Origin of the sequence: Pseudomonas sp. S34 (genome assembly GCF_009866745.1) — a bacterium.
Classification (GTDB): domain Bacteria; phylum Pseudomonadota; class Gammaproteobacteria; order Pseudomonadales; family Pseudomonadaceae; genus Aquipseudomonas; species Aquipseudomonas jessenii.
On record NZ_CP019398.1, the window covers coordinates 2459120 to 2482097 of the forward strand.

Sequence of the window (22978 nt, forward strand, 5' to 3'; positions counted from 1 at the left end):
TCGATACTACGCCCGGGGTGCGGCTCGGCAGCTGTGTGCGCATGCCATGTCATTGGCTGTGGGTGCCAGATTTGTGCGGGCTTGCCTTGATCTCTGTGGGAGCGAGCTTGCTCGCGATGGCGGAGTGTCAGTCAACGATGGTGCTGGATGTGGTGGCCTCATCGCGAGCAAGCCCGCTCCCACAGGGGATCCGCGGTGTACACGGATTTTGTGCACGGCAGAAATCCAAATGTGGGAGCGGGCTTGCTCGCGAAAGCGGAGTGTCAGCCAGTGGAGATGTTGGATGTGTTGGCCTCTTCGCGAGCAAGCTGAACTGGCCTAATAATTCCGGACACCTCTTAAGGGCGATATGATTTCGCCAACTTGGAGGTTCCATGAACGAAAGAAAGGTCTATACCCGCGAGTTCAAGCTGCATGCTGCCAGCATGGTGCTTGATGATAACTGCCCGGTTCCAGACGTTTGTGCATCGCTGGATATCGGGCCCACCGCTTTACGGCGCTGGGTCGATCAGGTTCGCAAGGAGCGCGAGGGGCAGCCAGTTAAAGGCACTAAGGCGATTACCGAAGATCAACGCCAGATCCAGGAACTGAAGGCCAAGATCAAGCGCATGGAAATGGAAGCCGAGATCTTAAAAAAGGCTACCGCTCTCTTGATGTCGGATCCCGATCGTTTTCGATGATTGCGGAACTAAGAGAGTCGTTCCCGACTGCCATTGTGTGTCGTGTTTTCGATGTGAAGCGCAGCAGCTTTTATGAGTGGCTTCAGCGGCGAGCCAAACCGCGGATCAGACGCGAAGAACTCAAGCTGAAAGTGGTTGAACTGCACAGCGAAAGCCGGGAAGCCATGGGTTCCAGAATGATCAGCAAGAACCTGAAGTCCCAAAACATCGCGATCGGAAGAGGCCTTGTCAGAACGCTAATGAGGGAGGCCAACATTGTCAGTAAACAACGCCAGCCTCACCCATTCAGATCCAAAGGTGTTGAAGCATTTGTCGTGCCCAATCGGCTCAAACGCAATTTTAAGCCGGCTGCAGTCGATCAGGTCTGGTGTGGCGACGTGACCAGCTTGATGGTGGGTGAGCGCTGGGTTCATCTGGCCATCGTGATCGATTTGTTTGCTCGCCGCGTCATTGGCTGGGCGTTTTCGCTGGTCAATGACGCCAACTTGGTCAGCAAGGCGCTACGCATGGCAATAGAGGTTCGAATGTGTCCTCCGGGACTGATGTTCCATTCGGATCAGGGCTGTCAGTACACCAGCCGCAAGTTTCAGGAAGAACTGAAGCGTCGAGACATATTGCAAAGCATGAGTCATCGCGGGCAGTGTTGGGACAACGCTCCAACAGAGCGATTTTTTGGCACGCTGAAATCAGAATGGGTGCCTCGTAGTGGCTACAGCAAGATCGAGGAAGCAAAAACCGATATGGTGCGCTTCTTCATGTACTACAACCGCACGAGGCTCCACAGCTACAACAACTATCTGTCGCCAATAGCCATGGAGCAAAAGGCGGCATAAGCACCGTAACCGGTGTCCGGGATTACTTGACCGGTTCAAGCCCGCTCCCACAGGGGATCTGCGGTGTACACGGATTTTGTGCATGGCAGAAATCCAAATGTGGGAGCGGGCTTGCTCGCGAAGGCGGAGTGTCAGTCAGTGGAGATGTTGGATGTGATGGCCTCATCGCGAGCAAGCCCGCTCCCACAGGGGATCTGCGGTGTACACGGATTTTGTGCACGGCAGAAATCCAAATGTGGGAGCGAGCTTGCTCGCGATGGCGGCATATCAGGCAACCAAAATCTCAGATCCGAAAACTCCCCACCAACTGATTCAACCGCGCCGCCTGTTGCTCCAGCTCGGTACAAGCCCTCAATGTCGATTGCAAATTCTCCACGCCTTGCCGGTTCAGGGTGTTGATCTGGATGATGTCGACATTCAGGGCCTCGACCACCGCGGTCTGTTCTTCGGTGGCGGCGGCGACGGACTGGTTGACGTTGTCGATCTCGCCGATGCGCTGGGTCACGCTGCCCAGGCGGGAGCCGGCGAGGTTGGCGATGGTGACGCTTTCTTCGCTGTGGCGCTGGCTCTCGGTCATGGTGGTGACAGATTCCCGCGCGCCCACTTGCAGCTCTTCGATCATCTGCTGGATCTCCAGCGCCGAGGCCTGGGTGCGTCCGGCCAGGCTGCGCACTTCGTCCGCCACCACCGCAAATCCACGACCCGCTTCACCCGCCCGCGCCGCTTCAATCGCTGCGTTGAGCGCCAGCAGGTTGGTCTGTTGGGAGATGCCCTTGATCACTTCGAGGATCTGCCCGATGTTCACGGTCTTGTCGTTGAGCACTTCGATGTTGGCGCAGGAGGCACTGATCTTGCCGGACAGTTCGTTCATCACCTCGATCGTGCGCTGCACCACCTGGCGTCCATCCTCGGCTTGCTGCCGTGCGGACGAAGCCTGTTGCGAGGCATCGGAGGCGTTATGGGCGATCTCCTGCGCGGCCGCGCCCAACTGGTTGATTGCCGCCGCCACGCTGTTGGTGCGGGTGGATTGATCGTCGAAATTGCTCATCGACGAGTTTGACGCATCCAGCACCCGCCGCGCGCCTTCGTTCACCCCCAACGCCGCCGATGACACCTCGCGGAGCGAATGGTGGATGCGCTCGACAAAGCGGTTGAAGGCGGTCGCCAGTTGGCCGATTTCATCTCGCGATTGCACTTGCAGGCGACGGGTCAGGTCGCCTTCGCCGAGGGAGATGTCTTCCATTACCCGGGTCAGCACTTGCAGCGGCCGGGTGATGCGTTGCGCGGTGTACCAGATCAGCAGCAGGCCGAGCAGGGCCGAACCGCCACCGAGCAACAGCTCCAGCGCGGTGCTTTGCACGCCCTGGGCATCGAGTTCGTTCTGCAGCGTGGTGACCGGTGCCAGCAACACGTTCTGCGGCACACCGACCAACACGCCCCATGGCGCGGCTCCGGCAATCGGCGCCAGCGGTTCAAGCACCTTGATTTGCCGGGCGTCGACAAACACTTTTGGCTGGCCCTGACGCAGGCTGTCCATCACTTCGGCATTGTCCATCGGCTGACCGAGGCGACCGACGTCCTGGCTGTTGGCAGAAATCACCCCACGGGGGCTGACGATGCTGATCTGGCCGTTGCCATCGAACAGTTCACGGGCGCTGGCTTCGCTGTTGTGTTGCAAGGCGGCGAGGTTGATATCCAGTCCCACCACGGCAATGACCTTGCCGTTTTCCAGCAGCGGGAAGGCAACGCTGGTCACCAGGTTGCGGCTGCCGGAGGCCTCGTCGAAATAAGGTTCCAGCACACAGGCCTGGCCGGTGTCGCGGGCACAGGTGTAGAAGGCGTTGTACGGTGCGCCGCTCGGCCCGGGCTCGGTGTTGGCAAGCAAGCCTTCGTCGCCGATGACCGCTTGCAGCTCGCCGGGTTTGCTCTGCACCCAATAGAGCGCAAAGCGACCGGTTTCGTTGCTGCCCAAGGCGGCCTGGCCGGCGAAGTCTGCGTCGGCACCGTCGAGTCCACCGGGTTCGAAAATGACATAAAGCCCGAGCAGGTCGGGCTTGTCGATCAAGGCTTGGTGAAGCTGGGTGCTGAGTTCCTGGCGCAGTTGCGGGCGAGTCAGGCTGCCCTGATGCTGCAACTGTCGCAGGTACAACAAGTAGCGCGATAACCCCTGGCCGTATTCGTGGGTCTGCATGAAGGTGCGCTGCACTTGCATGGCCTGCACTTTGCCCAGGGCCTGCATGTGTTCCCTGGCCGCATTGGCGAGCATGTCGCCGCTGGCCTCGGCCACTTGCCGGCTGCTCTTGTGGGTCTGATAGAGCGACAAACCCATCAACAAGCCGACGACCAACAGCAGGCAGAGACCGGCGAGCAGGGCGATCTTGCTCTGGATCGTCAGGAATGTTCTGTGCATTGGAAATACCTTTTTCCACGCGGGCAATGGCGTGGCCACTGCCCGCGGCCGAGATTAGAAGCCGGTGGCGAACACCACCTGGGCGTAGACGTTCTTGTCGTTGTTACCCAGTTGGGTACCACCGTCTTCGGCGCTCTTGTCCGGTTGGTAGATGCCCACCAGTGGCATCACGGTCAGGTGGTCGTTGACGTGCCATTCGGCGTACAGGTCGACTTCGTGGCCATCGGTGTTGCCCAGGTTGCGGTCGATGGTGTCGAAGTTGAAGTACATCGCGCCGACGGTGAGGTTCTCCAGTGGCGAAACTTTCAGCGTGACGTTCTGGATGCGCGAGTTGCTGTTGAACGGCCCGGCGTAGTTGCCCGCCACTTCACCCTGGAACCAGGTGCCGTAGCCACGGCTGAAACCGTAGAACAGGGTGTCGTAGCCTTCCGAGAAGCGGCTGTAGCGGTAGCTGGCGCTAGGCGTCCAGACCGCGTCGGAGAAGGTCCAGCCGGCTTCCAGGTACCAGGCGTCTTCGCTGGAGGTGTTGGGTTTGTCCTGCTTGGCGTATTCACCGGACAGGAACAGGTCTTTCACCCCGGCGTTGCCCGCCGCACGCAGGCTGTAGGTCTTCATGCCGTCGCGTTCGAGCTGGATCGGCGAGGCGTACTGTTCATCGATATCGGTGGTCTTGATGAAGGTCAGGCCGACCGTGCCGGCCTCGGCCACGTGCTCCAGGGTGCCGACGTACATTTCGGTCTTGGCCTGGGCGCGGTTGTCGGATTTGAGCCACATCAGGTCGCTGCGCCAGCCTTCCTTGCCACCCAGACGCAATACGGCGGTTTCGTCGAAGGCCTTGCGTGCCGCCAGGTAGTAGGCGCCGCCCCGGTTGAATTCGCCGTCGGCCAGGCCTTTGCCCATGTTCAGCGCGTCGCCGTCGATCAGGAAACCGTCACCGACCACAATGTTCTGACGACCGAAGGACAGGTCGACGCCGTCACTGCCCAGCGCGCCGAACAGATCGGCCGAGCGCCAGCCGAGGTAGGCGTCTTCGAACTTGGTGGTGCGTTCCGAACCATCGGAGAAGCCGGCCGCATCGCCATCGCCCCAGGTGCCGGAGCTGAGCATGTTCGCCGCGCCGTACGCGGTGCCCACACCGCCCAGGCCTTGATCGAAGCTCAAGCCGTATTTGATGTAGCCCTCGCGCCACGACGAGCTGCCTTCATTCAGGCGACCGGACAGGGCGTAGTTTTCCTGGCTGTGGAAAATGCCGAACACGGCTTCGAGGGTAGCGTTCAGATGGCTGTCGTCATCGGCGTAGAGTTCATAGGCACCGGCATTGCCGGCACTGATCATCAGCGCGAGCGTCGAGAGACGAAGCAAGGGGGACTTGAGCATGGTGTGGCATCCGTTCTTGTTCTTGAGCGCAGGTTTGCGGTCTGTCCGGATACTAAGGCGCGGCTATTGTTTGCCCTTTTCCCTGTTTGCCAATTAGTTGGTTGTGCATGCCAGATTGTCCGGTTTGGCAGCCCGGCCAACACAACTGGCACGCAGGGCAAAACCTGCGTACCGGCGACCACCGACAATCCCTACCAACCTGCCGAAGCACCGTTGCCTCGGCATTTTTAGTGTTGGCGCTCGCCTGCTGGCGGGCGCGTGGATTTTCAAGGTCGTTTTCCTATGTTCACTTCGCTGCGTTTGCCCGTGATCGGTTTGCTGTCTTTCACCCTGGTTCAGGCGGTGTCCGCCGCCGAGTGCGCCCCGGACACGCGCCGTGGTGCCGAAGTGTTTGCCACTGAGTGCAGCGTCTGCCACGCGGTGACCAAGGGCACGACCGGCATGATGGGACCGAACCTGTTCGGTGTGTATGGGCGCAAGTCCGGCTCGCTGGCGGGTTTCAGCTACTCCCAGGCCATGCGCGACAAAGACGTCGACTGGCAGGCCGAGAACATCACGCAATTGATCACCCAGCCCCAGGCTTTCGTGCCGGGCACCTACATGCCCTACATGGGCCTGGCTTCCGCCGACGACCGCCAGGCGGTCGCGTGCTTCCTCAAAGAACAACACTGATCAGGCCGGATTTGCGCCTGAACACATCGTCTGAATGAAAGGTGAATTATGAGCAACGTTGAAATCCTGCCCCAGGTTGCTGCATTCCTCGAACGTCGTCACGGCTGCTTCATTGACGGCCAGTGGGTGCTTGCCGAGGGCGACAGCATCGCCGTGGTCAACCCGGCCACCGGGCAAACCCTGTGCGAAACCCTGGATGCGCCGCTGGAACTCGTCGAGCGCGCCGTGCAGTCGTCCCACAAGGCGTTCAAGTCCGGCGTGTGGTCGAGCCTGCGCCCGGCGGACCGTGAACGCATCCTGCTGAACTTCACCCGCCTGGTCGAAGAGCACGCCGAAGAACTGGCTCAGTTGGAAACCCTGAGCCAGGGCAAGTCGATCAACATGGCCCGCGCCCTGGACCTCAACGCCACGGTGGAGTTCATGCGCTACATGTCCGGTTGGGCGACCAAGATCGAAGGCCAGACCTTCGACGTGTCGATCCCGTTGCCACCGGGTGCCAAGTTCACCGCGTTCACAAAGCGTGAGCCGGTCGGTGTCGTGGTCGGCATTGTGCCGTGGAACTTCCCGCTGCTGATCGCCGCCTGGAAGCTGATGCCAGCCCTGGCCACCGGTTGTACGGTGATCATCAAGCCGGCGATGGAAACCCCGCTGACCGCCATGCGCCTGGCTGAACTGGCGCTGGAAGCCGGCATCCCTGCTGGCGTATTCAACGTGGTTACCGGTGGCGGCGCCTCCGTTGGCGGCGTGCTGACCCAGCATCCTTTGGTGAGCAAAGTGTCGTTCACCGGTTCCACCGCCGTGGGCAAGAGTGTCGGCGTGGCGTGCATGGAGAACATGACGCGCTTCTCCCTGGAACTGGGCGGCAAGAACCCGATGATCGTGCTCGCCGATGCCGATATCGAAAAAGCCGTGCAAGGCGCGATCCTCGGCGGCTTGCTGAACAACGGCCAGGTCTGCGCCGCGGCCTCGCGCTTCTACGTGCACCGTTCGATCCACGACCAATTCGTCGAAGCCCTGGCTGCCGCCGTCTCTTCGATGCCGATTGGCGCCGGCATGAATTGCGACGCGGCAATCAACCCGCTGGTATCGCGCAAGCAACAACAAAGCGTGCTCAAGCACATCGAACTGGCCCGCCAGCAAGGTGCGCGGGTGGTGACTGGCGGCGAGTTGCTGGAGGGTGATGGTTTCTTCGTGCAGCCAACCATTCTGGCGGACATCGACCACAGCATGGCCGTGGCCCGCGAAGAAGTGTTCGGCCCGGTTCTGGGCGTGATGCCGTTCGACGACGAAGACGCCGTGATCGAACTGGCCAACGACAACCGCTACGGCCTGGCGGCCAGCCTTTGGACCAACGACCTGGGCAAGGCCATGAACCTGGTGCCTCGCATCGAAGCCGGTACGGTCTGGGTCAACGCCCACGTGCTGCTCGACCCGGCGATGCCGTTCGGTGGTGTCAAACAATCGGGTATGGGCCGTGAGTTTGGCCGTGCGGTGATCGAGGCTTACACCGAGCTCAAGTCGGTGTGTATCGCGCATTGATCAACCTGTAGGAGCGAGCTTGCTCGCGAAAAACGTCAAGATAATGCGGTCTGTCAGTTAGTTCGCGTTATCGTTGGCGACCATCGCGAGCAGGCTCGCTCCCACATCACGCTGCAGGCGGTTTCGCCAGTTCAATCCCGGCGGCCCCCAACCGCTTGAGAATTTCAAACAGCAGCTGGCTCTTGATCGCGCCGACCGTGCGTGGGCTGCCGACATAGCCGGTGATGGTCAATGTGATTCCTTCGGGTTTCAGCTGACTGAAGCGTAAAAACGGCGCTGGTTTATCCAGAATGGATTCATGCTCGGTGTAGGTGTCCATCAGCAGGTTTTGCACCAGCTCCGGATCGATATCCAACGGGAACATCAGCTCGAGTATCACCACGCCCTGGGCGCTGCCGCCGAGGGTGACGTTGCGCAGGTTCTGCGAAATCAGGTGGGAGTTGGGCACGATCATGATCGAGCGGTCGGCCAGTTGTATTTCCGTGGCCCGTACGTTGATCCGGCGGATGTCGCCTTCGACGCCGCTGATGCTGATCAGGTCGCCGACTTTCACCGGGCGCTCGGTCAGCAGGATCAGGCCGGAGATGAAGTTCTTCACGATCTCCTGAAGACCAAAGCCGATGCCCACCGACAAGGCACTGACAATCCAGGCCAGGTTGGTCCACTTGATCCCCAGCGACGCCAGCGTGAGCAGGACGACGGACACGTAGCCGATGTTGGCAAACAGTGTGCTCAGCGAGGCGCACATGCCCGGGTCCATCTCGGTTTTCGGCAGGAATTCGCGATCCAGCCAGCGGCGCAGGGTGCGAATCAGGTAGACACCGATCATCAGTGTCAGGAGGGCATGCATCAAATTGTCCGGGACGATGTTCAGCTTGCGCAGCCCTTCACCGCCGAGTACGGCCACCGTGCCGGTGAACAGTTGCCCGAGTGTCGTACCGATCCCGCCGACAAACAGCGCAATGAGGCCAATCAGTATCAGGATGGCGCGGCCGGCTCCGGATAACACGGTGCAGATCTGTTCCAGGCGCGGATTGCCGATGCCCAGCAGCTGTTTGATGGTCTTGCCGGTGGGTTGCCGGGGCGAAAAAACGTAGTCGCAGGTGTCCTGATAGACCTGTGTGAGCAGGTAGAAACCGGCGCAGATGATGAATATCCAGACCATTTCATAGGTGATGAACCGGGCCATCGTCACGTAGCCGATCAACAGGGCGAACAGGGACACCACCACGGCAGCGCCCGTGAACGTGTAAATCAGGCCGGCGAAGGTGGTGACGCCTTCGGGGGCTTCTCCGGCAACGATCAGGTCTCTGCGCGTCTTGCTGACGCGCAACAGCAGCGCACCGATCACCAGTGCCGCGACCAATGCCACGATACCCCGACCGAACAACACCACTTCGGCGCTCATGCCGGTGACATTGCTCATCTGCACCAGGGTTACCAGCACCAGCAGCAGGCTGGCCAGCAACCTCGGATAGGGCTCCATCGCCAGCGCCACCGGATCGGCAATATCGGGCAGGCGCCAGGAGGGATGTTTGGTGGACAACAGTGCGCGGCTCAATCCGGTGATCAGTACGCAGGTATAGGCCAGCTTTTCCAGATATTGCGCCAGGTCGGCCAGCAGGGGGGGGTAGGGCAGTTGCCGGGTCCCGGCAAAATGCAACAGTTGCAGGGCGATGCCAGCGGTCAGCACCGTCGCCATCACCGACGCCAGCGCAAGGGAGCTGCGCCGCAGTCGGCCTGCAGGCATTCGATGAAAGCACAGCCACGCCAGAACCCGGCCGGCGAGGTCTCGACCCACGGTCCATGTGACCAGGGCCAGGATCAGCAGGGTGGCCGTGATCCCGCGTTGTCCGGGTTGCCAGGCGGCTCGGTGCGTGGCCTCGAGTTGCTCGATGAGGGCGCTGAAACGTTGACGGTCCTCGATCGGAAGAGCGAACAATGGCGACCAGAATCTCGGGCTCAGGATACTGCTGGTCTGCTGGGTCACTTCCGCTTCCAGCAAGCTGCGCCGAATGCTGGCAATCTGGGTGATCAGCTCGGCGGCACTTATTTTAAGCGCGGCCAGGGTTTTGAGTTGGCTGTCGATCTTGTTTTTTTGCTCGCCGAGGGCGTCTCGTTGGGTAGTAATTGCAGATGTCACCTGTGCGTTCTCGTCAAGCGGCACGGGCCCCAGCACGTTCAGTTGCGCCTGCAATTGCGCCTGGCCAGGCAGCAGCGATGTGGACAGGCGTTCAATCTCCTGAATCAGTACTTGCACCTGGTCCTGTGAGCTTTCCAGCTGGGTGTAATTGCTGGCCTGGGAAACCTGCTGCTTGAGGCTGTTGAGCTGGTTTTGCACCCCCAGCAATTCGCTGTCGGAGATGCTGATGATCGGGGCTGCGGGGGCAGGGGCGGGGGCAAGAGCAGGAGCGTCGGCCATATCCCCTGCCAACAGCCATCCCGGGCTTGCCACCAGAACCGCGAAGGCGACGTAAATCATTGACTTCAAGACATTGCGCATCGGCGAGCTCGACGGGTTGTTGGTCACTTAGCCAATGAGGTTAGGCCCTGGACATTGTTTTGTCGCAATGGAACCCGAGAACCTGTGGGAGCGAGCTTGCTCGCGATGGCGGTGTGTCAGACACCGAAAATGTCGACTGACACTCCGTCATCGCGAGCAAGCTCGCTCCCACAGGGGGCTCCTACAAGGGGGGCGGCGCATTTGGCGGGTGGTTTCAGCAAAACAAGTCAACCCATGAATCCATGGCCTAAGCTTGTTTGCAGGCCCCGGTCCATCGCACACCTTGATGGGCAAGCGGCACCGATAAAAACAATGTAATCAGGAGATCCCATGTCCGCCTTGATCCGTCGTTTCAGTCGCTGCATGGCCGCCGGTTTGACCGCTGCCGTGCTGGTCGCACCAGCCTTCGCGTTGGATACCGTGAAATTCATGGCCCCGGGTTCGGTGGGCGGTGGTTACGACCAGACCGCCCGGGTGCTGGGCAAGGCCATGGTCGAGGCCAATACGGCCAAGTCCGTGACCTTCGAGAACAAGGGCGGGGCGGGCGGGACCCTGGGGCTGGCGCAATTTGCCAACAGCACCAAGGGTGACCCGAACGCATTGCTGGTGGTCGGCGCGATCATGGTCGCGGGGATCGAACAGAACAAACCGCAGATCAGCCTTAAGGATGTGACGCCCATTGCCCGGCTGTTCACCGAGTACAACGTGATTGCCGTGCGCAAGGATTCGCCCTACAAGACCCTCGATGACCTGATCAAGGACTTCAAGGCAAAGCCCACCGGCGTCACCTTTGGCGGTGGTTCCAAGGGGTCGATCGACCACATCGGCATCGCCGAGCTGGCTGGCAAACTGGATGTCCCGGTCAACAAGGTCAATTACATCGCCACCGGCGGCGGGGGTGAAATCGTGGCCCAGACCCTGGGCGGCCAGATCAAGGTGCTCACCGGGGGCTACGCCGAACTGGGTCAATACATCAAGAACGGCCAGATCCGGGTGCTGGCCATCGGTGCGCCCGAGCGTGTCCCGGGGATCGATGCGCCGACCCTCAAGGAAAGCGGCTACGACGTGATCATCGGCAATTGGCGCGGTGTCTACGGCGCTGCGAACCTCACAGCCGAGCAGCGTAAAGAAGTGACCGACGCGGTCGTGACCGCCAGCAAAAGCAAAGTCTGGCAAGACAACATTAAAACCAATGCCTGGACCGAGAGCGTGTTGACCGGTGATGACTTCGGCAAATTCGTCGACGAAGAGCACGTGCGTCTGCGGGCGATGCTGGTCAAGGTCGGGCTGCTTTGAGATGGCCGGGTCACGCGCAATCGTACCGACGCAATTGGCGATCGGCCTTGGACTGATCGCCCTTAGCGCCTTGCTGGCCGTGGGGGCCAACCGCTTTCCAGCCGAGATGGGCTTCGTGATTCTGCCGGCTTACGTCTACCCCTGGATCGTCGCCGGCTTTCTCGGTGTGGTGGGCCTGTTGCTGAGTTATCAGGCGCTCACCGGCGGTTTTCGCGAACTGGACAGCGGCAATGGTGCGATCCCTGGCGGTAAATCCGGAGCCGCCTGGGTTACTGGAGGGTTGGTGGGGGTGGCCCTGCTGATCAACCTGATCGGTTTCGTGCTGGCCGCCGGGTTGCTGTTCGCCTGTTCGGCGCGGGGGTTTGGCAGCCGTCATCCCGTGCGGGACCTGGCCATCGGCATTGCCTTGACCTTGCCGATCTATTGGCTGTTCAACGCTGGGCTGGGGGTTTCCCTGCCGTCGCTGATCAACATTTGGCTTTGAAAGGAGATCGACACCGTGGACATTCTTTCAAGCCTGGCGATGGGGTTTTCCTCGGCACTGACGCCGATCAATCTGATGTGGGGGTTCATCGGCTGCCTGCTCGGCACCGCCATCGGCGTATTGCCGGGGATCGGTCCGGCGCTGACGGTGGCCCTGCTGTTGCCGATCACCGCCAAGGTCGACCCCACCGGCGCCTTGATCATGTTCGCCGGTATCTATTACGGCGCACAGTTCGGTGGCTCGACCACCTCGATCCTGCTCAACACACCCGGTGAATCGTCCTCCATGGTCACGGCCCTGGAAGGCAACCTGATGGCGCGCAACGGCCGGGCGGGACCTGCGCTGGCAACGGCGGCGATAGGCTCGTTCGTCGCCGGCACCATCGCCACGATTTTGCTGACACTGTTTGCACCCGTCGTGGCCAGGCTGGCCCTGAATTTTGGGCCGACCGAATACTTCGCGATCCTGGTGCTGTCGTTCACCACCGTGTCGGCGGTGCTCGGCGCTTCGATGCTGCGCGGGTTCGCTTCGCTGGGCGTCGGGCTGACCATCGGTTTGATCGGGCTGGACTCGACCTCGGGCATTGCCCGCTACACCCTCGGCGTGCCCGAACTGGTGGACGGCATCGAAGTGGTGCTGGTGGCGGTCGGTTTGTTCGCGGTGGGCGAGGCCTTGTACAGCCTGCTCTATCAAGGGGAATCAAACGAAGGACGGCATCGCCTGACTTCGATGTGGATGACCCGCGCGGACTGGAAACGCTCGGTGCCCGCGTGGCTTCGGGGCACGCTGATCGGTTTCCCGTTTGGTTCGATTCCGGCCGGTGGCGCCGAGATTCCAACCTTTTTGTCCTATTCCGCCGAGCGCAAGCTCAGCAAGTACCCCAAGGAGTTTTCCGCCAACAAGGGAGAGGGCGCCATCGAAGGCGTCGCCGGCCCGGAAGCGGCCAACAACGCCAGCGCGACCGGGTCTTTGGTGCCGTTGCTGACCCTGGGCATCCCGACGTCCGCTACCGCGGCGATCCTGCTGGCGGCGTTTCAGAACTACAACCTGCAACCGGGGCCGATGCTGTTCGAAACCTCCGCCGACCTGGTCTGGACATTGGTGGCGTCGCTGTATATCGGCAACGTTATCCTGCTGGTGTTGAACCTGCCGCTGGTGGGGCTGTGGGTCAAACTGCTGCAAATCCCCCGGCCATACCTGAATGCCGGCATCCTGGTATTCGCCACCATCGGCGTGTATGGCATGCGCCACTCATCCTTCGACCTGATACTGATGTTGGCGATTGGCTGGGGCGGGGTGTTGATGCGGCGTTTCGACTTCCCCGTCGCCCCCGTGATCGTCGGCATGCTGCTGGGGCCGATGGCCGAGAAACAACTGCGTAACGCCTTGTCCATCAGCCAGGGCGACTGGACGGTGTTCGTCACGCAACCGATCTCGGCATTCTTCCTCGCCCTGACGTTGCTGGTGCTGATGGTGCCCTATGTGTTGCATAAACGCGGCATCAAGTTGCATGAGGATGATTGAGCAACCCCTGTGGGAGCGGGCTTGCTCGCGAAGGCGTCGGGTCAGTTGATATTTGCTTCGCTGACACACCGTCTTCGCGGGCAAGCCCGCTCCCACAGTTATTTCAGTAGCTCACGAGTAGTGCGTACACCCACTCACCCTGTGGGAGCGGGCTTGCCCGCGAAGGCGGTGTGTCAGTTGACATTGATTTTGAATGTGAAGGCTTCTTCGCGAGCAGGCTCGCTCCTACAGGGTCATGCAGTGGCTTGCGCGGTGAACCACTGCATCACCGCCCCACAGGCGGGATGCGCGTTGGCCGAGGGTTGCAGGCACAACGAGTAGATCCCCCGGGTCTTCAACGGCTCACCGAACGGAATCACCAGTTCGCCCCGTTGAATCGACTCACCCGCCAGGGTCATGTCGGTCATCGCCACGCCCAGGCCCCGGGCGGCGGCATCGAGTGCCAGTTCGTCGAGGTTGAAAGGGATGTGCCGGTAGTCATGCAGCGACATGCCACCATGGGCTGACAGCCAGACCTTCCAGTCATGTTGATCGGAGGAGCGGTGCAGCAACGCGAAACCCGACAGATCTTCTTGCGAAGCCAACGGCCGGTCGTTAGTGCCGAGCCCTGGCACGCACACGGGCACCAATGCCTCTTCGAACAGGGTCAGGCAATCGGGCGCTGTGGACGGCTCCGGCAGATAGAGAATGTAGGCGTCACTGTCGCTGGCCGGCTCGACCACTTCGGTGGCCACGGTTTCGATTGCCAGGGATACGTCCGGGTGATGCCGGTAGAAATCGCTCAGTTTGGGCAGCAGCCAGCGCACCGCCAGTGACACGTGCATGCGAATGCGGAACGGGCGTTTTTGCGGCGCGAGCCGGTCTTCGAGGGTACGCAACTGTTCAAGGATGCTGCGGGCGCTGGCCAGTACCTGTTCGCCCTCGGCGGTCAGTTGAAGGCTGCGGCTGCTCCTGACAAACAGCGGCAGGCCAAAGTGGCTCTCCAGTTGCTGAATCTGTCGGCTCACCGCGCTCTGGGTCAGACAGAGCTTTTGCGCCGCTTGGGTGAAGCTGCCTGTCCCGGCAACCTCGACCAAAGCCTGCAAGCCCTGCAGCGAGGGCACGTGGCGAATCTTGTCCATGCGTTTTCAGAATGCCTCGATGATTTAATAACGTTGGTTACCCGCGTTTTGAGCCTTTAGATTCTAGTCATCGCCACCGTCCTCGAAAACAGCTTATGCAAATTCTGCATGCAGTGCTGTTTTGGATCGAGACGGTTCGCAGAACAAGAACCTGAGGTGACACATGGAAAATATCTGTGGCTGGATTGCGCAAGCGGGGAGTTCCCCCTTGCGCGAGCCGCTCAAAGGCGCGCAGCAAGCCGATTGGCTGGTGATCGGTGCGGGCATCACCGGCCTCAGTGCGGCGCACGCTCTGGCGCAAATGCACCCCCAGGCACGTATCGTGGTTGTTGACCGCCAGCGTGCCGCGCAAGGCGCTTCGGCGCGCAACTCCGGTTTTGTGGTGGCTCATGAGCATCCCGCTGCCGGGGAGCTACTGGGTAGCGACGGGTTCGCCGGGTATCAAGCGGATACGGCAATCGGCCGCGCAGCCGCCGACGAAGTCCGCAAGCAGATTACCCGCCTTGGCATCGAATGCGACTTCAGGGAGTCGGGTTATTTCTTCGCCGTCAGCGACCCACGCAAGCTGACTCACGTCGAGGCCAAGCTGCAGACCCTGCGTGCCGTTGGCGCCAGCGCGCAATTTCTGCAAGGCGAGCCATTGATCGAAAAACTCGGCAGCCGGCACTACCGCGCCGCGATCTGGTGCGGCAACGGCAATGCGCTGCTGCAACCGGCGAAGTACGTTCGGGGCTTGCTCGATGCCCTGCCGCCGACAGTGACGGTCTACGAGAGCGCCGATATCGCAGGTCTTGAGCGCCTGGGCGACGGCCGGATTCACGCCCGGGGCCAAAACGGCTGTGTCGAAGCCAGACAGGTATTGGTCTGCCTGAACGCCTTTATCCCTCGCGCGGGCATCGATGACAGCGGCACCTTCGCAATGGAGCTCAGCGCCAGCCTTACGCGGCCGCTCAGCGATCAAGAGTTTCAAGCCCTTGGTGCGCCGGCGTCCTGGGGCGTGCTGTCGACCCGCCCGTTGGGCGCCACGGTGCGCCTGACCCCGGATCGCCGGGTGATGATCCGCAACACCGCGGAATACCGCTCGCGGGATCTTTCATTGAGCGAATTGTCGATTCGCCGCCAGCACCATGTGCTGGGGTTGCAACGACGTTTCCCGATGCTCGGCGAGCAGGACATCGAATACACCTGGACCGGTCATCTCAGCGCTTCGCGTTCCGGGCAGCCGTATTTCGGCAAAGTCGAGGAGGGCGTTTTCGCCGTGGCCGGGTGCAATGGTTCCGGCGTGGCACGGGGCACGCTGTGGGGCCGCTTGCTGGCGGAGCTGGCCTCGGGTCGTGATTCGCCGTTGCTGCACTCGGTCATTCAACGGGCGCAGCCAGGCTGGCTACCGCCCAAGCCGTTGCTCGATATCGGTGCCATGCTGCGTATGCGCGTGGAAGCGGTCCGGGCCAGAAGCGAAATCTGAAAACACCCGTTTCACAACAAGAACAAAAGCACTTCCCATCGAAGGTGATTCAACATGCGCGTCAATACGCTTTCCCTTGTGGCCCTGATCTCGACCTTTTCCGCCGTGACTCATGCCGACGAAACCGTCAATATTTCCAACTGGAACGGCTACATCGCCGACGACACCCTGGTCAACTTCAACAAGGAAACCGGGATCAAGGCGACCTACGACATCCACGACAGCAACGAAGTGCTGGAATCGAAGTTGATGACCGGCAACACCGGGTATGACGTGGTCAGCCCGTCGAACCACTTCCTGTCGCGCCTGATCAAGGCCGGCGCCATCCAGAAACTCGACCGGAGCCAGTTGCCCAACTGGAAAAACCTCGACCCGGCGCTGATGAAGAAGCTTGAGGTCAACGATCCGGGCAACCAGTACGGCTACCCCTACATGTGGGGCACGGCGGGCATCGGTTACAACGTCGAGAAGATCAAGGCGATCTTCGGCAATACCGACGTCACCCGGTCCTGGAGCCTGTTTTTCGACGAGAACAACATCAAGAAGCTCAGCGAATGTGGGGTGGCGATCATCGACAACCCGACGCAGATCCTGCCGATCACGCTTAACTATCTGGGCCTGCCGCCCCACAGCCATGAGCCTGCCGACTACAAGAAAGCCGAGCAGGCGCTGCTGAAGATCCGGCCTTACGTCCAGTATTTCCATGCGTCCAAGTACATCAGCGACCTGGCCAACGGTAACGTCTGCGCGGTGATCGGTTTCAACGGCGACATCGTGCAGGCCGCCGCCAGTGCCAGGGAGGCGAAAAACGGGATCGATATTGCCTACTCGATCCCGGAGGAGGGTTCCACCTTGTGGCTGGACATGGTCGTCATGCCCAAGAACGCGCCCCATGAGCGCAACGGCTACGCCTACATGAACTACCTGCTGGAGCCGAAGGTGATTGCCAACATCAGCAACAGCATCCATTACGCCAACCCCAACAGTGCGGCGGATGCCTTCGTTGACCCGGCGGTGAAGCAGGACCTGGCGATCTACCCGCCGAAAAGCGTGATGGACAAGCTGTTCACCGTCGAGGACTTGCCCGCGGCCATCGCACGGTTGAGCACGAGGCTGTGGACCAAGCTGAAAACCAATACCTGATCGTGACGTCATGCGCATCTCTGTCGCTTGAATAAAGTCAGTGTGGGAGCGGGCTTGCTCGCGAAAGCGGCGTATCAGACACCAATGCTGTCGACTTACACACCGCCTTCGCGAGCAAGCCCGCTCCCACAGGTTTTTTCAGACTGGATTTACGCTAGATGGGCTCAGGCATCGATGGCCGGGAAGTCGATGTCGGTCAGCACGGCGTTGTTCAGGTAGTTGGTCAATGTCTGCGAAGCTACATGGGCGATCACTTCAATGATCTTGCCGTCGTCGATACCGGAAGCACGGGCTGCCGCGATCTGTTCGACGGTCAGGTGGCCACGGCTTTCGGTGATCTGGCGGGCGAGGGTGGCTATGGCGTTTAGTTCACCGTGTCGTGCGCTGAGGATGTCCTGCTTCGACAGCCCGGCCTTGCCGGCGAACAGCGTGTGAGCGGCCAGGCAGTAGTCGCAGCCGTTGACCTGCGAAGTAGCCAGGGACACCGCTTCTTTTTCCGTGGCGCTCAGGGACGTCTTGCCCAGTGCGGCCGAGTTTTGCAGGTACGAGGCCAACACCGCCGGGGCGTGGGCCAATACTTTGAAGACGTTGGGCAAAAAGCCGATTTTCTTCTGCACGCCTTCCAGCAGCGGGCGGGTGGCGTCGGTGGCGTGTTCCAGACTGATCGGGGCAATGCGGGTCATGGTGATACTCCGTGGTGTGAAGCGCGGAATGCGCTGGGTACGGAGCTGATGTTAGGGAGAACGCCTGGCTTGTTGGGTGCAAATAGTCGAGGATATGCGACAGATCGTCCAGAACTGCCTTCGGGAGCCTTGTCATGGATCGCTTGTCTACGTTGCTCACACACTTTGGCGTCAATGCCGGCACGTTCCATAGCGGCACGTTTTGCGGTACCACCGCCTTCGACGGCCAACAGGTCAGCGGTCATTTGCACCTGCTTCAGGCGGGTGAGTTGCTGCTCAGGTTGGGGGATCAGCCGGATCTGCAACTGACCGAACCGACCCTGATATTTTTCCCCCGCCCCTATCGGCATCGCCTGTTCGCTTCAGAAGCGTCCGGCACGCAACTGGTCTGCGCGACCCTGGATTTCGACGGCGGCGCGGGCAATGCCCTGGCGGCGGCACTGCCTGATTACCTGGTGCTTAAGCTCGATGAAATCCCGGCACTGGCCGGGACTCTGGAATGGCTGTTCAACGAGGCGTTTGACGGCACATGCGGGCGTGAAGCCGTCATGGACCGGTTGTTTGAATTGCTGGTGATTCTGTTGCTGCGACACATTCTGAGTACGGGTGGCCAGCAACCGGGCATGATGGCCGGCCTCGCCGATGCGCGCCTGGCGCGGCCCCTGAGCCTGATGCATGAAACCCCGGCCAAGGCCTGGAGCGTGGCCGAACTCTCGGTCGCCGCCAACATGTCGCGGGCCAGTTTCGCCGAACATTTTCGTCGGGTGGTCGGGCAAACGCCGGTGGATTACCTGGTGAGCTGGCGCATCAGCCTGGCGCAGAAACGCTTGCGCGAGGGCCGGCCGATTGCGCTGATTGCCGAGGAAGTCGGTTACGAAAGCCCCTCGGCGCTGGCCCGGGCGTTTCGTCGCAAGACCGGGCTCAGCCCGCGGGAATGGAGGGGCAACTGACCACCGTCTATCCCCTTTGTGGGAGCGGGCTTGCCCGCGAAGAGGCCGGCACATCCAACAGGGAGGCTGACTGACATTGCGCCTTCGCGAGCAAGCCCGCTCCCACAGTTCTGATCTTCAGTGAATGCCAATTCTGTGGCCGGCCAACATTCCTGTGGGAGCGGGCTTGCCCGCGAAGAGGCCGGCACATCCAACAGGGAGGCTGACTGACATTGCGCCTTCGCGAGCAAGCCCGCTCCCACAGTTCTGATCTTCAGTGAATGCCAATTCTGTGGCCGGCCAACATTCCTGTGGGAGCGGGCTTGCCCGCGAAGAGGTCGGCACATCCAACAGGGAGGTTGACTGACACTGCGCCTTCGCGAGCAAGCCCGCTCCCACAGTTCTGATCTTCAGTGAATGCCAATTCTGTGGCCGGCCAACATTCCTGTGGGAGCGGGCTTGCCCGCGAAGAGGTCGGCACATCCAACAGGGAGGTTGACTGACACTGCGCCTTCGCGAGCAAGCCCGCTCCCACAGTTCTGATCTTCAGTGAATGCCAATTCTGTGGCCGGCCAACATTCCTGTGGGAGCGGGCTTGCCCGCGAAGAGGTCGGCACATCCAACAGGGAGGTTGACTGACACTGCGCCTTCGCGAGCAAGCCCGCTCCCACAGTTCTGATCTTCAGTGAATGCCAATTCTGTGGCCGGCCAACATTCCTGTGGGAGCGGGCTTGCCCGCGAAGAGGCCGGCACATCCAACAGGGAGTTGACTGACACTGTGCCTTCGCGAGCAAGCTCGCTCCCACAGGTTATGGGGCGGTTTTAGCAATGCATCAGAACTTGAACGCCTGCCGTCCTACCAGCAGCCATTTGCCGTTCTGCTTTTGCCAGATCTGGAAGTTTTCGATTTCCGTCGGCACCACCTCAGTGCCTTTGAGCGCTTGGGCCGAGAAGTGGTGGCGGACCAGCGCGACATCGCCCGAGACGGTAATGGTCTGGTTTTGCATCTCAAGGGTCTTGAAGGCGCTTTTGCCGGTTTCGATGTCGGCGATGAAGGCCTGCTTGTCCTGGATCTTGCCGCTGGAATGCCCGTAGGTCAGGTTCTCGGCGGTCAAGGCGTTCAGCTCCGGGATGTCTTTGTGCAGCATGGCCTGGGTCAGGTGGTCGACAGCCTGGGCCACGTCCTTGTCCGCGGCGGCCGGGGTGGCGGCGACGTAACCGCTGAACAGGCACAGAAAACCAATCAGCACTGTTGCTTTTTTCATGGGTGTTTCCTTGTTGTTGTAGGGATTGCGCGACGACTGTTCGAATATTCGTCAGTCATCGTACAACGTAGCATGCGAGGGAGGAAAAAAGCGAACTTGCCCGGTGATCGTACCTCGAAGTTAAAAGGGCGATGTCCTGACTTCGAGGTATTGCGCCATGCAGCCTGACCCGCGTTTACGGCACGACCTGACGTTGCTCATGGTGTTTCTGGTGATTGTCGTGGTGTCGGGTTTTGCTCCCCGCAGCCGGGTGGACTGGGCGCTGGAGAACCTGCTGGTGCTGTTGCTGGTGGGGACGCTGGTGGCGGTTTCACGGCGGTTCCGCCTGTCTGCGGTGTCCATCACACTGGTGTTTGCGTTTCTGTGCGTGCATGAACTGGGCGCCCACTACACCTATTCCCTGGTGCCTTACGAACAATGGTCTTCGGCGTGGTTGGGCTTCAGTTTCGACCGGGCGACAGGTGCTCATCGCAATCACTACGACCGCCTGGTACATCTGAGCTATGGGCTGCTGCTGGTTTATCCGGTGCGCGAAGTGCTGTGGCGGCTGACGCCGCTGCGCGGGTTCTGGCTGTTTTTCGTGACCCTGAACATCATGCTGTCGACATCCGCCTTGTACGAACTGGTGGAATGGATCGGCGGGGCTTTCCTGGGCAAAGACACGGCGAAGGCCTTCGTCGGTGCGCAAAACGATCCCTGGGACTCGCAAAAGGACATGGCCATCGCGGTTGCCGGTGCGTTTGTCAGCCTGTTGCTGGTGTCTTTGCGGGGTATGGCGCAAAAGCAACCGGTGACGACTGCAAGGTGATCGGGTGGAAGGCTTCGGCGGAGCAGCTGTCGCGGTCGGTTGATCGGTTCAGGTTTTGAGGTAGAGGTTGCCTGACAGGACGCCTTCGCGAGCAAGCCCGCTCCCACAGGTGATCTTCGGCAAATGGAGATCCTCTGTGGGAGCGGGCTTGCTCGCGAAGGCGGCAGACCATACAACGCAAAACTACGGGCTACAGGTATTTGTCCGTCACAGCCCCCTCCGAAGCACTGGACACCGTCTTCGCATACTTGGCCAGCACCCCGCGCTTGTATTTTGATTCCGGCCGCACCCAGCGCGACTTGCGCTCGGCCAGCACGGCATCGGAGACATCCACCGTGATCAGCCGGGTTTCAGCATCGATGATGATCCTGTCGCCATTCTCGACCAGCGCAATCGGCCCGCCCTCAAAGGCTTCCGGCGTGATGTGACCGACCACGAAACCGTGGGAACCGCCGGAAAAACGCCCGTCGGTGATCAGCGCCACCTCCTTGCCCAGGCCCTTGCCCATGACCGCCGACGTCGGCGAGAGCATTTCGCGCATACCCGGACCGCCCTTTGGCCCTTCGTAACGGATCACGATCACTTCGCCGGGCTGGACTTCGCCATTGAGAATGCCGGCCAGCGCACCTTCTTCGCCGTGATAGACCCGGGCCGTGCCTTCGAAGCGCAGGCCTTCCTTGCCGGTGATCTTGGCCACGGCGCCAGTGGGCGAGAGGTTGCCGCGCAGAATGACCAGGTGGGAGTCCTTTTTGATCGGCTGGTCGAAAGGCCGGATCACGTCCTGGCCGGCCGGGTAGTCGGGTACGTTGGCCAGGTTTTCCGCCAGGGTCTGGCCGGTGACGGTCAGCACATCGCCGTGCAGCATGCCGGCATCCAACATGCGCTTCATCAGCGGTTGAATGCCGCCGATGGCCACCAGCTCGCTCATCATGTATTTACCGCTGGGGCGCAGGTCGGCGACCACCGGGGAAACCTTGCCGAGCTCGACGAAGTCATCCAGGGTCAGTTCGACATCCACCGCATTGGCCATGGCCAGCAGATGCAGCACGGCGTTGGTCGAGCCGGCGAGGGCGATCACCACGCGGATGGCATTCTCGAAGGCTTTGCGGGTCATGATGTCGCGAGGTTTGAGGTCGAGTTTGAGCAACTCCATGACCTGCTGGCCGGCCCGGAAACTGTCCGACGCCTTGTCGGTGCCGATGGCGTCCTGGGAGCTGGACCCAGGCAGGCTCATGCCCAATGCTTCTATGGCCGAGGCCATGGTGTTGGCGGTGTACATGCCGCCACAGGAACCGGGACCGGGAATCGCCACTTCCTCGATCTGCTTGACCTGAATCTCGTTGATGTCGCCCCGCGCGTGCTGGCCCACGGCCTCGAACACGGAAATGATATCGGTATGGCCGGCCCCCGGCTGGATGGTGCCGCCGTAGACAAAGATCGACGGGCGATTCAGCCGCGCCATGCCGATCAGGCACCCCGGCATGTTCTTGTCGCAACCGCCGATGGTCACCAGGCCGTCGAAGCCTTCGCAACCGGTGACCACTTCAATGGAGTCGGCGATCACCTCGCGGGACACCAGCGAATACTTCATGCCTTCGGTGCCGTTGGCGATGCCGTCGGAAATGGTGATGGTGTTGAAGATCACGCCCTTGGCACCGGCGGCATTCGCGCCTTTTTCGGCTTCGAGCGCCAGCTTGTCGATGTGCATGTTGCAGGGCGTGACCATGGCCCAGGTCGAGGCGATGCCTACCTGCGGCTTGGTGAAGTCTGCATCGGTAAAGCCCACGGCCCGCAGCATGGCGCGTGCCGGTGCGGCCTCTACGCCGTCGATTACCTGAGAGGAGTACTTGCGCAGATCGTCTTTGTCGCTCATGACTGCTCCTATCGCTGATGGCTGTTGCTCACACACTCGTTGAGAAAAACAGGATGAGTATAGAAGGCCGGGCGCCCGGGCCCGGGCTAACCGGTCGGGAACAGACGCGCGGGTAAGCCTTGTCGTGATATTCTTCGCGACAACTTGGTTTGATCTATTCAGTTTTCCTGTCCTTGAGACGGGCGAGCAGAATCACTGTCGCTCAAGTAGCTGAAGCCAATAAAGATAAAAAGTCAGTTCAGAAGGGACATTAAAGTGGGGTCGATGCGGTTCGTCGGCCTTGTGTGCCCACCCTGCAATCCTTGAGTGCCGCACCCGTGACTGCCGTGAAACACGGGGTTGTGCGCATGAGGACGGAAGGGCGGATGGCGTT

General features: G+C 60.8%; 18 protein-coding genes. 11 read left to right on the forward strand and 7 right to left on the reverse strand.

Features of this window, described 5'->3' with window-relative positions; translation table 11 throughout:
- The first annotated feature begins 374 nt into the window (after window positions 1-374).
- Complete coding sequence (locus tag PspS34_RS28535; RefSeq protein ID WP_008047186.1) at window positions 375-680, forward strand: IS3 family transposase; 306 nt, start codon at window positions 375-377, stop codon at window positions 678-680.
- Window positions 677-1513: an IS3 family transposase gene (locus tag PspS34_RS11080; protein ID WP_223509062.1), complete on the forward strand. Its 837-nt coding sequence runs from the start codon at window positions 677-679 to the stop codon at window positions 1511-1513. Before PspS34_RS28535 ends, PspS34_RS11080 begins: the two co-directional genes overlap by 4 nt.
- A 283-nt stretch (window positions 1514-1796) precedes the next feature.
- On the opposite strand, the gene PspS34_RS11085 is transcribed toward PspS34_RS11080, so the two are convergent.
- Together PspS34_RS11085 and PspS34_RS11090 are read right to left on the reverse strand one after the other, a co-directional pair.
- Window positions 1797-3923, reverse strand: a complete 2127-nt coding sequence (locus tag PspS34_RS11085; RefSeq protein WP_159389712.1) for a methyl-accepting chemotaxis protein — start codon at window positions 3921-3923, stop codon at window positions 1797-1799.
- A 54-nt stretch (window positions 3924-3977) separates the two neighbouring features.
- Entirely contained in the window at window positions 3978-5300 is a 1323-nt protein-coding gene (locus PspS34_RS11090; RefSeq protein ID WP_057715399.1) for a hypothetical protein, read from the reverse strand.
- Between the two features lie 282 nt (window positions 5301-5582).
- Between PspS34_RS11090 and PspS34_RS11095 the strand changes: the two genes are divergently transcribed.
- The gene (locus PspS34_RS11095) at window positions 5583-5972 is read left to right on the forward strand and encodes a c-type cytochrome (RefSeq protein WP_090454817.1); all 390 of its coding nucleotides are present in this window, start codon (window positions 5583-5585) and stop codon (window positions 5970-5972) included.
- Between the two features lie 48 nt (window positions 5973-6020).
- Window positions 6021-7511, forward strand: coding sequence for an aldehyde dehydrogenase family protein (locus PspS34_RS11100; protein ID WP_057715395.1), 1491 nt, complete (start codon window positions 6021-6023; stop codon window positions 7509-7511).
- A 106-nt stretch (window positions 7512-7617) separates the two neighbouring features.
- Here the strand turns inward: PspS34_RS11100 and PspS34_RS11105 are convergent, their stop codons facing one another.
- Window positions 7618-10014 carry a DUF3772 domain-containing protein gene (locus PspS34_RS11105; protein WP_159389713.1) on the reverse strand — a complete coding sequence of 799 codons (2397 nt, stop codon included), beginning with the start codon at window positions 10012-10014 and terminating at the stop codon, window positions 7618-7620.
- A gap of 330 nt (window positions 10015-10344) precedes the next feature.
- Between PspS34_RS11105 and PspS34_RS11110 the strand changes: the two genes are divergently transcribed.
- From PspS34_RS11110 to PspS34_RS11120, 3 genes are read left to right on the forward strand one after another with little or no spacing between them, the layout of a single operon-like run.
- Window positions 10345-11310 (forward strand): tripartite tricarboxylate transporter substrate-binding protein, encoded by a 966-nt coding sequence (locus PspS34_RS11110; RefSeq protein WP_159389714.1) that lies wholly within the window; start codon window positions 10345-10347, stop codon window positions 11308-11310.
- 1 nt (window position 11311) lies between these two features.
- Window positions 11312-11794: a tripartite tricarboxylate transporter TctB family protein gene (locus PspS34_RS11115; protein WP_154910566.1), complete on the forward strand. Its 483-nt coding sequence runs from the start codon at window positions 11312-11314 to the stop codon at window positions 11792-11794.
- A 15-nt stretch (window positions 11795-11809) separates the two neighbouring features.
- Entirely contained in the window at window positions 11810-13318 is a 1509-nt protein-coding gene (locus PspS34_RS11120; RefSeq protein WP_159389715.1) for a tripartite tricarboxylate transporter permease, read from the forward strand.
- A 233-nt stretch (window positions 13319-13551) separates the two neighbouring features.
- Here PspS34_RS11120 and PspS34_RS11125 read toward each other — a convergent pair whose 3' ends face one another.
- Entirely contained in the window at window positions 13552-14439 is an 888-nt protein-coding gene (locus tag PspS34_RS11125; RefSeq protein WP_159389716.1) for a LysR family transcriptional regulator, read from the reverse strand.
- Window positions 14440-14602: 163 nt separating this feature from the next.
- Here PspS34_RS11125 and PspS34_RS11130 point away from each other — a divergent pair, with 163 nt between their 5' ends.
- Both PspS34_RS11130 and PspS34_RS11135 read left to right on the forward strand, forming a co-directional pair.
- Window positions 14603-15904: an FAD-binding oxidoreductase gene (locus PspS34_RS11130; protein WP_159389717.1), complete on the forward strand. Its 1302-nt coding sequence runs from the start codon at window positions 14603-14605 to the stop codon at window positions 15902-15904.
- A gap of 54 nt (window positions 15905-15958) precedes the next feature.
- A complete protein-coding gene (locus tag PspS34_RS11135) occupies window positions 15959-17047 on the forward strand; it encodes a polyamine ABC transporter substrate-binding protein (protein ID WP_159389718.1) in 1089 nt (362 codons plus the stop codon).
- Between the two features lie 164 nt (window positions 17048-17211).
- Here the strand turns inward: PspS34_RS11135 and PspS34_RS11140 are convergent, their stop codons facing one another.
- A complete protein-coding gene (locus PspS34_RS11140) occupies window positions 17212-17730 on the reverse strand; it encodes a carboxymuconolactone decarboxylase family protein (RefSeq protein WP_159389719.1) in 519 nt (172 codons plus the stop codon).
- Window positions 17731-17864: 134 nt separating this feature from the next.
- Between PspS34_RS11140 and PspS34_RS11145 the strand changes: the two genes are divergently transcribed.
- Window positions 17865-18680, forward strand: a complete 816-nt coding sequence (locus PspS34_RS11145) for an AraC family transcriptional regulator (RefSeq protein WP_090454826.1) — start codon at window positions 17865-17867, stop codon at window positions 18678-18680.
- An 812-nt stretch (window positions 18681-19492) separates the two neighbouring features.
- Here the strand turns inward: PspS34_RS11145 and PspS34_RS11150 are convergent.
- Window positions 19493-19924, reverse strand: a complete 432-nt coding sequence (locus PspS34_RS11150; RefSeq protein WP_102672517.1) for a nuclear transport factor 2 family protein — start codon at window positions 19922-19924, stop codon at window positions 19493-19495.
- 157 nt (window positions 19925-20081) lie between these two features.
- Between PspS34_RS11150 and PspS34_RS11155 the strand changes: the two genes are divergently transcribed.
- On the forward strand, window positions 20082-20732 hold the full coding sequence (locus tag PspS34_RS11155; protein ID WP_150815242.1) for a DUF2238 domain-containing protein: 651 nt from the start codon (window positions 20082-20084) through the stop codon (window positions 20730-20732).
- 190 nt (window positions 20733-20922) lie between these two features.
- Here the strand turns inward: PspS34_RS11155 and ilvD are convergent, their stop codons facing one another.
- Window positions 20923-22605, reverse strand: a complete 1683-nt coding sequence (ilvD, locus tag PspS34_RS11160) for a dihydroxy-acid dehydratase (RefSeq protein ID WP_159389720.1) — start codon at window positions 22603-22605, stop codon at window positions 20923-20925.
- Between the last annotated feature and the right edge of the window lie 373 nt (window positions 22606-22978).

Bases quoted from the DNA above. Each gene is read 5' to 3' on its own strand.
- PspS34_RS28535 (WP_008047186.1), top strand. From the start codon at position 375: ATGAACGAAAGAAAGGTCTATACCCGCGAGTTCAAGCTGCATGCTGCC.
- PspS34_RS11080 (WP_223509062.1), top strand. From the start codon at position 677: ATGATTGCGGAACTAAGAGAGTCGTTCCCGACTGCCATTGTGTGTCGT.
- PspS34_RS11085 (WP_159389712.1), bottom strand. From the start codon at position 3,923: ATGCACAGAACATTCCTGACGATCCAGAGCAAGATCGCCCTGCTCGCC.
- PspS34_RS11090 (WP_057715399.1), bottom strand. From the start codon at position 5,300: ATGCTCAAGTCCCCCTTGCTTCGTCTCTCGACGCTCGCGCTGATGATC.
- PspS34_RS11095 (WP_090454817.1), top strand. From the start codon at position 5,583: ATGTTCACTTCGCTGCGTTTGCCCGTGATCGGTTTGCTGTCTTTCACC.
- PspS34_RS11100 (WP_057715395.1), top strand. From the start codon at position 6,021: ATGAGCAACGTTGAAATCCTGCCCCAGGTTGCTGCATTCCTCGAACGT.
- PspS34_RS11105 (WP_159389713.1), bottom strand. From the start codon at position 10,014: ATGCGCAATGTCTTGAAGTCAATGATTTACGTCGCCTTCGCGGTTCTG.
- PspS34_RS11110 (WP_159389714.1), top strand. From the start codon at position 10,345: ATGTCCGCCTTGATCCGTCGTTTCAGTCGCTGCATGGCCGCCGGTTTG.
- PspS34_RS11115 (WP_154910566.1), top strand. From the start codon at position 11,312: ATGGCCGGGTCACGCGCAATCGTACCGACGCAATTGGCGATCGGCCTT.
- PspS34_RS11125 (WP_159389716.1), bottom strand. From the start codon at position 14,439: ATGGACAAGATTCGCCACGTGCCCTCGCTGCAGGGCTTGCAGGCTTTG.
- PspS34_RS11130 (WP_159389717.1), top strand. From the start codon at position 14,603: ATGGAAAATATCTGTGGCTGGATTGCGCAAGCGGGGAGTTCCCCCTTG.
- PspS34_RS11135 (WP_159389718.1), top strand. From the start codon at position 15,959: ATGCGCGTCAATACGCTTTCCCTTGTGGCCCTGATCTCGACCTTTTCC.
- PspS34_RS11140 (WP_159389719.1), bottom strand. From the start codon at position 17,730: ATGACCCGCATTGCCCCGATCAGTCTGGAACACGCCACCGACGCCACC.
- PspS34_RS11145 (WP_090454826.1), top strand. From the start codon at position 17,865: ATGGATCGCTTGTCTACGTTGCTCACACACTTTGGCGTCAATGCCGGC.
- PspS34_RS11150 (WP_102672517.1), bottom strand. From the start codon at position 19,924: ATGAAAAAAGCAACAGTGCTGATTGGTTTTCTGTGCCTGTTCAGCGGT.
- PspS34_RS11155 (WP_150815242.1), top strand. From the start codon at position 20,082: ATGCAGCCTGACCCGCGTTTACGGCACGACCTGACGTTGCTCATGGTG.
- ilvD (WP_159389720.1), bottom strand. From the start codon at position 22,605: ATGAGCGACAAAGACGATCTGCGCAAGTACTCCTCTCAGGTAATCGAC.